The sequence below is a fragment of the Pseudomonas sp. D1-36 genome (genome assembly GCF_051132205.1).
In the GTDB taxonomy this organism is placed as follows: Bacteria; Pseudomonadota; Gammaproteobacteria; order Pseudomonadales; family Pseudomonadaceae; genus Aquipseudomonas.
In genome coordinates, this window is sequence record NZ_CP071674.1 from 1,469,408 (window position 1) to 1,481,268 (window position 11,861).

Sequence of the window (11,861 nt, forward strand, 5' to 3'; positions counted from 1 at the left end):
CCCCACCAGAACCCGAGGCCAGATTCATGAGTGTTATCGATCTTCGCAGCGACACGGTCACCCAACCCTCCGCCGGCATGCTGGATGCCATGGCCAGCGCGCCGACCGGCGACGATGTGTATGGCGAAGACCCGACTGTCAACCGTCTCGAAGCCGAGCTCGCCGAGCGCTTGGGTTTTGCCGCGGCACTGTTCGTGCCCTCAGGCACCATGAGCAATCTGCTGGGGTTGATGGCCCATTGCGAGCGCGGCGACGAATATATCGTCGGCCAGCAAGCCCACACTTACAAATACGAGGGCGGCGGCGCGGCGGTGCTTGGTTCGATCCAGCCGCAACCTCTCGAAGTGCAGGCGGACGGCTCGTTAGACCTGGCGCACGTCGCGGCGGCGATCAAGCCCGACGATTTCCACTTTGCCCGCACGCGACTGCTAGCCTTGGAAAACACCATGCAGGGCAAGGTGCTGCCGCTGGATTACCTGGCCCGAGCCCGGCGCTTTACCCAGGAGCATGGGCTTGCCCTTCATCTGGACGGGGCACGGTTGTACAACGCCGCCGCCAAGCTGAATGTCGATGCCCGGGAAATCACCCAACATTTCGATTCGGTGTCGGTGTGCCTGTCCAAGGGGCTGGGTGCTCCGGTGGGCTCGGTGCTGTGCGGCACGGTCGAGCTGATCCGCAAGGCCCGCCGGCTGCGCAAAATGGTTGGCGGGGGGATGCGCCAGGCCGGAATCCTCGCTGCGGCGGGGCTGTATGCCCTGGACCATAACGTCCAGCGCCTGGCTGATGACCACGCCAATGCTCAGAGGCTCGCCGAAGGCTTGCGCGCGGCGGGCTACGAGGTCGAGCCGGTGCATACCAACATGGTCTACGTGCAAATGGGTGAGCGGGCCGAGGCGATCAAGGCGTTTGCCGATGAGCGGGGCGTCAAGCTCAGCGCGGCTTCACGGCTGCGAATGGTGACGCACATGGACGTGAGCGCGGCGCAAATCGATCACGTGATCACCACTTTCGTCGAATTTTCCCGCCAATGACCCGGGAACCGGGGTAATTGATAGTTTCTATCGCATAAACACGCTGTACCCCACGCGAAGGGCCGATATAATGCGGCCCTTTGCCGTTGCTCCGTCTGTTGACGTTTTGCACAGGCCTTTGGCCGCAGCCTCCGTGGAAGAACCTAATGAAAAGCGCAGAAATCCGTGAAGCCTTCCTTCGCTTCTTCGAAGAGCAAGGCCACACCCGAGTAGCCTCCAGCTCTTTGATTCCGGGCAACGACCCGACCCTGCTGTTCACCAACGCGGGGATGAACCAGTTCAAGGACTGCTTCCTGGGCCAGGAAAAACGTGCCTACACCCGTGCGGTGAGCAGCCAGAAGTGCGTGCGCGCCGGCGGTAAGCACAACGACCTGGAAAACGTCGGCTATACCGCTCGTCACCACACGTTCTTCGAGATGCTGGGCAACTTCAGCTTCGGTGATTATTTCAAGCGTGACGCCATTACCTTTGCCTGGACGTTCCTCACGTCTGACAAATGGCTGAACCTGCCCAAGGAAAAACTTTGGGTAACGGTCTATGCCACCGACGACGAAGCCTATGACATCTGGACCAAGGACGTCGGTGTCCCGGCTGAGCGCATGGTGCGCATCGGCGACAACAAGGGTGCGCCCTACGCGTCGGATAACTTCTGGACCATGGGTGACACCGGCCCATGCGGCCCTTGCACCGAGATCTTCTACGATCACGGCGCCGACATCTGGGGTGGCCCACCGGGCTCGCCGGAAGAAGACGGTGACCGCTATATCGAAATCTGGAACAACGTCTTCATGCAGTTCAACCGCACCGCCGATGGCGTGTTGCATCCGCTGCCAGCACCGTCGGTGGACACCGGCATGGGCCTGGAGCGGATCAGCGCGGTGCTGCAGCACGTTCACTCCAACTACGAAATCGACCTATTCCAGAGCCTGCTGAGCGCGTCGGCCAAGGCCATCGGCTGCACCAACGACAACCAGGCTTCGCTGAAAGTAGTCGCTGACCACATCCGTTCCTGCGGCTTCCTGATTGCCGACGGTGTACTGCCTTCCAACGAAGGCCGCGGTTATGTGCTGCGCCGGATCATCCGCCGCGCCTGCCGCCACGGCAACAAGCTGGGCGCCAAGGGCAGTTTCTTCTATCAGATCGTCGGGGCGCTGGTGGCCGAGATGGGCGAAGCCTTCCCGGAACTCAAGACCCAACAGGCGCATATCGAGCGCGTGCTCAAGGGCGAAGAAGAGCAGTTCGCCAAGACCCTGGAGCAAGGCCTGAAGATCCTCGAGCAGGACCTGGCCGAACTCAAGGGCAACGTGGTCCCGGGCGATGTGGTGTTCAAACTGTACGACACGTACGGCTTCCCGATGGACCTGACTGGCGACATCGCCCGCGAGCGCAACCTGACCCTCGACGAGGAAGGTTTCGAGCGCGAGATGGAAGCCCAGCGTGTGCGTGCGCGCTCCGCGAGCTCCTTCGGCATGGACTACAACAGCCTGGTCAAGGTTGACGTGGCGACCGAGTTCACTGGCTACGCCGCGACCACCGGTTCGGCCAAGATCGTCGCCATCTATAAGGATGGGCAGTCGGTCGACATCCTGAGCGAAGGCCAGGAAGGCGTGATCGTGCTGGACAAGACACCGTTCTACGCCGAATCCGGCGGCCAGATCGGCGACAGCGGTTACCTGCAGGCGGGCAATTCGCGCTTCGATGTACGCGATACCACCAAGACCGGCGGTGCCTTCCTGCACCACGGCGTGCTGGCTTCCGGCAGCCTGATGATCGCCGCCCCAGTGGCCGCTCATGTCGATGCCGAGGTTCGCCACGCGACTTCCCTGAACCACTCCGCCACGCACTTGCTGCACGCAGCGTTGCGCCAGGTGCTGGGCGAGCATGTCCAGCAGAAAGGCTCCTTGGTGGACAGCCAGCGCCTGCGCTTCGACTTCAGCCACTTCGAAGCCATCAAGCCTGAGCAGATCAAGGCGCTGGAAGACATTGTCAACGCGCAGATCCGCAAGAACTCACCGGTAGAAACCGAAGAAACCGATATCGAGACCGCCAAGCGCAAGGGCGCGATGGCGCTGTTCGGCGAGAAGTATGGCGACAGTGTCCGTGTACTGAGCATGGGCGACTTCTCCGTTGAGCTGTGCGGTGGCATCCATGCCAATCGCACCGGCGACATCGGCCTGCTGAAGATCATCAGCGAAGGCGGCGTGGCCTCCGGCGTGCGACGTATCGAGGCCGTCACTGGCGCAGCGGCGCTGGCGTACCTCAACGCGGCGGAAGAACAACTCAAGGAAGCGGCCAGCCTGATCAAGGGCAGTCGCGACAACCTGATCGACAAGCTGTCGGCTGTGCTGGAGCGCAACCGCGCGCTGGAAAAGCAACTCGAGCAGTTGCAGGCCAAGGCCGCCAGCGCCGCGGGCGACGATCTGTCAGCCCAGGCCGTGGACGTCAAGGGCGTGAAAGTGCTGGCCGCGCGTCTCGACGGCCAAGACGGCAAGGCCTTGTTGGCGCTGGTCGATCAACTGAAAAACAAACTCGGCCGCGCAGTGATCCTGCTCGGCGGTGTCCATGAGGAAAAGGTCGTTCTCGTCGCAGGCGTGACCAAAGACCTGACTGGCCAACTCAAAGCCGGTGATTTGATGAAGCAGGCCGCTGCGGCAGTGGGCGGGAAGGGCGGTGGTCGTCCAGACATGGCGCAAGGCGGCGGTACCGATGCCGGCGCCCTGGACGCGGCATTGACCCAGACCGTTGCATTTGTAGAGCAGGGTATTTAAGGCGGCGCCCCGGGTTCGCCAAGGCGGACCCGGCCGCTGTTGAGTGATTATTTGGGCGCCCTTCACGGGCAGAGGCGGCTTTGAAATGGCTTTGATCGTACAGAAATTTGGAGGCACCTCGGTCGGCACCGTCGAGAGAATCGAACAAGTCGCCGACAAGGTTAAGAAATTCCGTGACGCTGGCGATGACCTGGTGGTCGTGCTGTCGGCAATGAGCGGCGAGACCAACCGTCTGATCGATCTGGCCAAGCAAATCAGCGGCGACCAGCAACCGGTCCCCCGCGAGCTGGATGTGATCGTTTCCACCGGCGAGCAGGTGACCATCGCCTTGCTGGCCATGGCGCTGATCAAGCGTGGCGTGCCGGCGGTGTCCTACACCGGCAACCAAGTCCGTATCCTGACGGACAGCGCGCATAACAAAGCGCGTATCCTGCAGATCGACGATCAGAAAATTCGTGGTGACCTGAAGGCCGGTCGTGTCGTGGTTGTCGCCGGTTTCCAGGGCGTGGATGAGCACGGCAACATCACCACCCTTGGTCGTGGCGGTTCCGATACCACTGGTGTCGCGCTGGCAGCAGCCCTCAAGGCTGACGAGTGCCAGATCTACACCGATGTGGATGGCGTCTATACCACCGACCCACGGGTTGTGCCCGTGGCTCAGCGCCTGGACAAGATTACCTTCGAAGAGATGCTGGAAATGGCCAGCCTCGGTTCCAAGGTATTGCAGATCCGCGCGGTTGAATTCGCCGGCAAGTACAACGTTCCGCTGCGCGTCCTGCACAGCTTCAAGGAGGGTCCGGGCACCCTCATTACTATTGATGAAGAGGAATCCATGGAACAGCCGATCATTTCCGGCATCGCTTTCAACCGCGATGAAGCCAAGCTGACCATCCGTGGCGTGCCAGACACCCCCGGCGTGGCCTTCAAGATTCTGGGGCCGATCAGTGCCGCCAACATTGAAGTCGACATGATCGTGCAGAACGTTGCGCACGATAACACCACCGACTTCACCTTTACCGTGCACCGCAACGACTACCAGTCCGCCGAAGCCGTGCTGAAGAAGACGGCCGACGAGATTGGCGCCCGGGAAGTGGTGGGCGATACCAAGATTGCCAAGGTCTCGATCGTTGGTGTTGGCATGCGCTCCCACGCGGGCGTGGCGAGCCGCATGTTCGAGTCCCTGGCCAAGGAAAGCATCAATATCCAGATGATCTCCACCTCGGAAATCAAGGTTTCCGTGGTGATCGAGGAGAAGTACCTGGAACTCGCCGTGCGCGCCCTGCACACGGCTTTTGAACTCGACGCCGCAGCCCGACAGGGCGAGTAAGGCGTTGCCTGAGGGCGCGGCTTCGACCGCGCCCTTTGTTTTTCTGAATGGCATGTTCCAAAACTGTTCTTTTGCACCCGCTGGTCAATACTAGGCCTGTGGGCCGCGAGCGTTTCGGTTGTAGGACCCATGCCCTTTTTTTGCAGACTGTTGTTCCTGAACTGAATCGCGTGAGGAGAAACGTATGCTGATTCTGACCCGTCGGTGCGCAGAGAGCCTGATTATTGGCGATGGCGAAATCACCGTGACCGTGCTCGGCGTCAAAGGAAACCAAGTGCGTATCGGCGTCAATGCGCCGAAGGAGGTCGCTGTGCACCGGGAGGAAATCTACCTGCGTATCAAGAAAGAGAAGGACGACGAACCAAGCCATTAATTTTTATCGATTTTTATGTTTGCAAACGGGGATGAAGGTGGTTAATATACGCCCCGTGTTGCGGAGAGCTGGCCGAGTGGCCGAAGGCGCTCCCCTGCTAAGGGAGTACACCTCAAAAGGGTGTCGGGGGTTCGAATCCCCCGTTCTCCGCCATTATTCGTTTAGTGCGCTGTTATCTTGCTTGATCGGTAAGTGATTGAAATTACTGAAAAAAGCGCTTTACAAAAAGATTCGGCGACCTATAATGCGCGGCAACAAATGCACTCGTAGCTCAGCTGGATAGAGTACTCGGCTACGAACCGAGCGGTCACAGGTTCGAATCCTGTCGAGTGCACCATTTAAGAGTTGCTTGCAGCAATGCAAATAACTTGGCTTCAACCAGTTGTGATCTGGTATAAAACCACAACTTGCACTCGTAGCTCAGCTGGATAGAGTACTCGGCTACGAACCGAGCGGTCACAGGTTCGAATCCTGTCGAGTGCACCATACACCAAAAAGCCCGCGTTTAACGCGGGCTTTTTGCTGTCTACGATTTGCCTTTCACGCATCCCTTCTCGTCGAACACGACCTCTGCGCTCCGACCTTTCTGTGTCTTGTAGGTGTACCGAGTGCTCGAATTTCGAACCTTGATCGTATCCGGTTTGCCAAGCGCGCTGACGACGTCTTGTTCGCTCATGCCGACAACGATTCGTCGCTTCAGGATGGCTTCGCGGCGCTGGTTGGTGTTGATCTGGTTTCCACAGCTGTCCTCGAGTTGTCCAACAATGGTCGGTTCCTTGCGTCTGGTTTTGTTGCTGGATGTTTGCCGACCTTCGGCTTCGGGCAGCATCGGCTCGATAGGGGGCGGGCTGTATGTATGAACCTGCTGCATTGTCAGGGTTTCTCCCGGCTCGCAACTGAGGGTTGTGAACGTGATTTTCCCAGCACTGTTTTCGCAGCGGTGCACAACGTGATCGGCAGCCCAGAGAGGCAGGCAGGGCAGGGTGGCGAGCAGAAGCAGATAGCGGCTTACGGGCATGCTGCCGTCCTCCTTGACGGTAAATAAAAAAGGATAGCTGTGACATTTCTCCCTGGGGCTGTGTTTTCTTTTCAGGATAAGTCGTCGTAGAAACAGACGTTCAGCCTGTGTTCAGGTTTGTCTCGCAAGCACTTGTTCTTGCCATGATTTTTTAACGTGTTACGGCGCCAAGCGGTGTATGATTGCGCCCGTCAGCCCCGCCGGGGCTTTGGAATATCTTCATGGACTTACCCAGTAGTTACTCAATATCTCTTTTTGCCAATCATGAATTAACTGATTGATCCTTCCGGCGTGCTCCACTGCTGGGAGTGGAGTTCGCCTATGACTGAAATAGAAGTAAAAAAAACGCAGGAAAGCCTTCAGGATCGCCTCGCTCAAGTCGTTGAGCTGTTGCATCGCCAGCGCGTCGTGGAAGACCTCACGCATCGCCAGGAAGGTCCGCATTCCGATCGGGTCGAGAACCTGGTACATCGGCAGAATCTCGTCGAGTTGCAACGTAAGCTCGATGATCTGCACTCGGCCGACGTTGCCTACATCCTTGAAGCCTTGCCGCTGGAAGAGCGTCTGACCGTCTGGCAATTGGTCCAGGCCGATCGCGACGGCGACATCCTGCTCGAAGTCTCCGACTCGGTTCGTGAAACCCTGATCGCAGACATGGATGACCATGAGCTTCTCGCAGCGGCCAAGGAGATGGACGCCGACGAGCTCGCCGACCTTGCTCCCGAATTGCCACGGGACGTTGTCCATGAGCTGATGGAAGCTCTTGATGGTCAACAGCGCGAGCGTGTGCGTTCGGCATTGTCCTATGACGAGGAGCAGGTCGGTGCGCTGATGGACTTCGAGATGGTGACGATCCGCGAGGACGTCAGCCTTGAAGTGGTTTTGCGTTATCTGCGGCGACTCAAGGAATTGCCGGGCCATACCGACAAACTCTTCGTGGTCGATTATGACGGCGTGCTCAAAGGCGTTCTGCCTATCAAGCGTCTTTTGGTCAACGATCCGGAGAAGCAAGTGGCCGAGGTGATGGCCAGCGACCCTGTGAGCTTCCATCCTGACGAAAACGCCTACGATGCGGCCCAGGCATTCGAACGTTACGACCTGATTTCTGCGCCGGTGGTGGACAAGAACGGCAAGCTGATCGGCCGTCTCACCATCGACGAAATGGTGGACTTGATCCGTGAGGAAAGCGAAAGCGAAGTCCTCAGCATGGCGGGTCTGCGGGAAGAAGAGGACATTTTCGCCTCGGTCTGGAAGTCCCTGCGTAACCGTTGGGCCTGGCTGGCGATCAATCTGATCACGGCTTTTGTCGCGTCCCGCGTCATCGGCCTGTTCGAAGGCTCCATCGAAAAGCTGGTCGCACTGGCGGCGTTGATGCCCATCGTTGCCGGTATCGGTGGTAACTCCGGCAACCAGACCATCACCATGATTGTCCGCGCCATGGCATTGGACCAGGTCAGTACCGGCAATACATCGCGTTTGATGCGCAAGGAACTGGCCGTTGCGTTGATCAATGGCGTCATCTGGGGAGGGGTGATCGGGGTCGTGGCGTACTTGCTGTATGGCAGCTGGTCGCTGGGCGTGGTCATGACTGCGGCGATGACGCTCAATCTGCTGTTGGCCGCGCTGATGGGCGTCTTGATTCCCATGACCCTGGCGCGCCTGGGGCGCGACCCAGCAATGGGTGCGAGCGTGATGATCACCGCCATGACGGACAGCGGCGGGTTTTTCATCTTCCTGGGCTTGGCGACGATTTTCCTGCTCTGAGTGGCTTATCAAGAAGCCCGCCTGACTGGCGGGTTTTTTTCTGGGTGATGGTTTCCCCGCCCCCCAGGTCGCCAAACGCCGGGCGAAAAAAAAGCCAGCGTTAAGCTGGCTTTATTACCCTGGACACGATCAGGACGCGTCAGCGGCCATTTCGGCATCATGAGCAATCAGCGAAACGAGGGCGTTCTGCTGGCGATGGGAGAGTTGTCGGAAGCGTTGAAGCAACTCGCGCTCATGCAGCGACAGCTCCGGGCTGTCCAGGCGCATGCTCAATTCTTCACCCAACGCACCTTCCTGAATCAGGCTTTGCTCAAGGCGCGCGATGATTTCAGAGTTCATGCTGCGGTGATGATTACGAGCCACCTCGGCAATGCGTTCCCGCATTCCGTCTGGCAGACGCACGACGAACTTGTCAGCCGTACGGCTGGAATAAATTGCCTGTTTCAATGGGCGCATATTTATTTAACCGGTTAGTTCAGGGGAGCGGTTCTGGGGATTGGCCGCAGGATGTCGATAGGACAAGGCCCGTTGCCAAATGTTCAACCTGAATGTTAAGAGGCCGCATCATGCCTCAAAATTGCCAGATCATTGGCGCCAATTCTGTGACAAATTCTGATCCGGGTAAAGGCGTTATGCCAGTACTCTTCTCAAAAAATGCGGACTGGTTTGAAAAACACACAGGTTCCGCATTTTGTGACCACTGCATCGTGTCGTTGTGCCATACCGTTGGGCGGATAACCGATACGCAACTAAACGTCTGCCTTTCTAGTTACGTATAGGATAGTGGCAAAAGGCCGATTTACTAGGCCCGGAGGCTGTGGATAGATGAATGGCGCCATATTTGGGCGGCCTTCCCTTGGCGTGGCGTAAGGGTCGTACTATTTGCCTACACTTAATAGGCAGCGACGACATGACAAACGCGAGAGTGACCGTTAACATGCTCGCCGTCCAACGCACCGCGTTTCTCGTGGTCGACCCGTGTCTCAGTAGCTCAATTGGATAGAGCATCCCCCTCCTAAGGGGAAGGTTGGCAGTTCGAACCTGCCCTGGGACACCATTATTATCCCGCAGCCCTGCAAGTCCCCACGATCTTCTAACGGAACCCCGTTTGCGGCCGATAACCCGATGAGTCTCCTTTCCTGACGTCCCGGCGTCCTGGAACGGCTCGCGGTATGCGTCGCGGCTGTCTATCATCTGCGCGCTTTGCCGGCCGTGAGGCGGTGTTTTGTTTGTTTTGCCATTGAGTTCATTTTCTTATTTGCCTGGACATCCTCGATGCTGGCGTACCACCAAAAAAGTTTTCTGATCGTCGATGATTTCTCGGATTTCCGCAGCTCCGTCCGGTCGATGTTGCGGGAGTTGGGCGTCAAGGACGTGGACACCGCCGATACCGGTGAAGTGGCGCTGCGCATGTGTTCGCAGAAGCGTTATGACTTCATCTTGCAGGATTATCACCTGGGCGACGGGCGCAAGAACGGCCAGCAGGTGCTGGAAGACCTGATGGTCGAGAAGTTGATCAGCCATGAGAGCGTGTTTCTCATGGTGACCGCCGAGACCAGCCAGGCCATGGTGCTCAGCGCCCTGGAACATGAGCCGGATGCGTACCTGACCAAACCATTCAATCGCTCCGGCCTGGCCCAGCGGTTGGAGCGCCTGGAGCAGCGCAAAACGTTGCTCAAACCGATCCTGCAGGCGCTCGATCGTGGCAAGCCGATGGAAGTGCTCAATGCTTGCATCGCCCTGTGCAAGCAGGACCCGCGCTACGGGCCACTGTGCCTGCGTTATCGGGCCGATGCGCTGCGCGACCTGAATCAGAACGAGGCCCTTGAGCGGTTGTACAACTCCATCATCGCGGATCGCCCGTTGCCGTGGGCGTACGCGGGGTTGGGAAAGTTGTTGTTCAAGCGCGGGCAGATAGGCGAAGCCAAGGCTGTCTATGAAAAGGCCCTGAAAGTCTTTCCGATGATGCCGGCCCTGTACGACGGCATGGCCGACGTGTTGGTGGCTGAAGGCGACACGAAGCAGGCCCAGAACGTATTGGAGGAAGCGGTGCGGTTGTCGCCGTTGGCGGTGCGTCGGCAGTCACTGCTGGGCAAGCTGGCGATGACCAACGAGGATTACGAGACCGCGTCGAAAGCCTATCGCCAGGCGGTCGGGCAGGGGGCGCAATCGCGATTCAAGGATCCGGAGAGCAACCTTGGCCTGGCCCATGCCTTGATCAGCAAGGGCAGCGAGAAGGGCCTGGACACCCGGACGAGGCTGGAAATCAACACCACGCTTAGCGCGGTGGCGAAAGATAACCCCAGCGATCCGGGCCTGCAGGTCCGGGCGCGGCTGATGAAAGCAACGAGCCTGTTGCTCAATGATGCCGAAACCGCCGAAAAGCTCACCGAGCAAGCCTTGCAGCGTCTCGACGGCATGGAACAGTTCATGAGTGCCGAAGCCGCGCTGCTGGTGGCCAAGCAGCTACAGATGCTCGGCCAGACCAGCGCCGGCGAATCGATGCTCAAGAACTGCGCGGAGATCTATGGCGATGATCCGACCGTGATGCAGGGCATTGCCAAGCTCACCGACGACCCGAATATCCTTAACCAGGGCAACGCCGCCGCCGAGCTGAACCGCGAAGGCGTGCGTGTCTACAAGACCGGCGCGTTACCCGAGGCGCGGGAATTGTTCCGGCGTGCACTGAAGCTGCAGCCGAAGAACATCAGTATTGCCCTGAACATGGCGCAATCCCTGCTGCACGGCACCGATACCAGTGTTGAATCGCAGCTGCTGCAGGAATGCCGTGCCTGCCTGAAACTGGTGGGCATGATGCCCGACACCGATGCGCGTTTTGCGCGTTATCAGAAACTGCGAAGCAAGGCATTTGGCGATGAATGACAGCGAACAAGCTCTCGATTTCTCCACGGTGATCGCGTCTACCGTGCATGACATGAAAAACTCCCTGACCCTGCTCATGCAGGCTCATACGCAATGGCTCGAGCGCCTGCCGGAACCTTCGCGGCAGACCTCGGAGCAGGGCGTGATGGAGTTCGAGTTTGCCCATCTCAATGGGCTGCTGGTGCAGTTGCTCGGGTTATACAAGCTGGGCGTGAATCAATTGCCGCTGCATCCGGCCTACCACGAACTGGATGACTTCATCGAAGCGCAGTTGGCCGGCCATCAGGACGTGTTCCGCAGTCGCGGGATCATGGCCACCTATGAGGTCGATCCGCTGAGCCCGCTGGGTTTCTTCGACCGTGAGCTGATCGCGTCGGTGCTCGACAACATGATCAACAATGCCATTCGCCACGCGCGCCAGGCGTTGTTGATCAGCGTGAGCGACGAGGCTGGGCAATTGGTGCTGACCATCAATGACGACGGCGAAGGCTACCCGGCCGAAATGATTGAGCGCCAGGCCGAGTATGTGCAGGGCATCAACCACAGCAGCGGCAGCACCGGCCTTGGCCTGTATTTCGCCGCCAGGATCGCCGGGTTGCATCAGCGTGGCGGCTTGAGCGGGCATACCGAGATTGCCAATGGCGGTGTGCTGGGCGGTGGGGTGTTCAGGCTTTACCTGCCCTGAGCTGTCCATATC

Annotated in this window: 9 protein-coding genes and 4 tRNA genes; 11 read left to right on the plus strand and 2 right to left on the minus strand. The window is 58.8% G+C overall.

Going from position 1 to position 11,861, the window contains the following annotated elements; genetic code table 11:
* Window positions 1–26: 26 nt before the first annotated feature.
* From ltaE to J3P76_RS06615, 7 genes are all read left to right on the plus strand, one after another.
* Window positions 27–1,031 carry a low-specificity L-threonine aldolase gene (gene ltaE / locus J3P76_RS06585; protein ID WP_434701682.1) on the plus strand — a complete coding sequence of 335 codons (1,005 nt, stop codon included), beginning with the start codon at window positions 27–29 and terminating at the stop codon, window positions 1,029–1,031.
* A gap of 146 nt (window positions 1,032–1,177) precedes the next feature.
* Window positions 1,178–3,799 (plus strand): alanine--tRNA ligase, encoded by a 2,622-nt coding sequence (gene alaS, locus J3P76_RS06590; RefSeq protein ID WP_434701683.1) that lies wholly within the window; start codon window positions 1,178–1,180, stop codon window positions 3,797–3,799.
* Between the two features lie 85 nt (window positions 3,800–3,884).
* Window positions 3,885–5,126 (plus strand): aspartate kinase, encoded by a 1,242-nt coding sequence (locus J3P76_RS06595; protein ID WP_039591870.1) that lies wholly within the window; start codon window positions 3,885–3,887, stop codon window positions 5,124–5,126.
* A 184-nt stretch (window positions 5,127–5,310) separates the two neighbouring features.
* Window positions 5,311–5,499, plus strand: a complete 189-nt coding sequence (gene csrA / locus J3P76_RS06600) for a carbon storage regulator CsrA (protein ID WP_003178872.1) — start codon at window positions 5,311–5,313, stop codon at window positions 5,497–5,499.
* Window positions 5,500–5,561: 62 nt separating this feature from the next.
* Window positions 5,562–5,652, plus strand: a tRNA-Ser gene (locus tag J3P76_RS06605).
* 107 nt (window positions 5,653–5,759) lie between these two features.
* Window positions 5,760–5,836 (plus strand) — tRNA-Arg (locus tag J3P76_RS06610).
* A gap of 72 nt (window positions 5,837–5,908) precedes the next feature.
* Window positions 5,909–5,985, plus strand: a tRNA-Arg gene (locus J3P76_RS06615).
* A gap of 40 nt (window positions 5,986–6,025) precedes the next feature.
* Here the strand turns inward: J3P76_RS06615 and J3P76_RS06620 are convergent.
* Complete coding sequence (locus tag J3P76_RS06620; RefSeq protein WP_434701684.1) at window positions 6,026–6,517, minus strand: cell envelope protein SmpA; 492 nt, start codon at window positions 6,515–6,517, stop codon at window positions 6,026–6,028.
* Window positions 6,518–6,838: 321 nt separating this feature from the next.
* Here J3P76_RS06620 and mgtE point away from each other — a divergent pair, with 321 nt between their 5' ends.
* Window positions 6,839–8,281, plus strand: coding sequence for a magnesium transporter (gene mgtE / locus J3P76_RS06625; protein ID WP_420767492.1), 1,443 nt, complete (start codon window positions 6,839–6,841; stop codon window positions 8,279–8,281).
* 129 nt (window positions 8,282–8,410) lie between these two features.
* Here the strand turns inward: mgtE and J3P76_RS06630 are convergent, their stop codons facing one another.
* Entirely contained in the window at window positions 8,411–8,737 is a 327-nt protein-coding gene (locus J3P76_RS06630) for an Arc family DNA-binding protein (protein WP_003178899.1), read from the minus strand.
* Window positions 8,738–9,261: 524 nt separating this feature from the next.
* Here J3P76_RS06630 and J3P76_RS06635 point away from each other — a divergent pair.
* From J3P76_RS06635 to J3P76_RS06645, 3 genes are all read left to right on the plus strand, one after another.
* Window positions 9,262–9,338: transfer RNA gene (locus J3P76_RS06635), tRNA-Arg, on the plus strand.
* 218 nt (window positions 9,339–9,556) lie between these two features.
* Entirely contained in the window at window positions 9,557–11,164 is a 1,608-nt protein-coding gene (locus J3P76_RS06640; protein WP_420767491.1) for a response regulator, read from the plus strand.
* Window positions 11,157–11,849: a sensor histidine kinase gene (locus J3P76_RS06645; RefSeq protein ID WP_434607338.1), complete on the plus strand. Its 693-nt coding sequence runs from the start codon at window positions 11,157–11,159 to the stop codon at window positions 11,847–11,849. The genes J3P76_RS06640 and J3P76_RS06645 overlap by 8 nt, the downstream gene beginning before the upstream one ends.
* The last annotated feature ends 12 nt before the right edge of the window (window positions 11,850–11,861 follow it).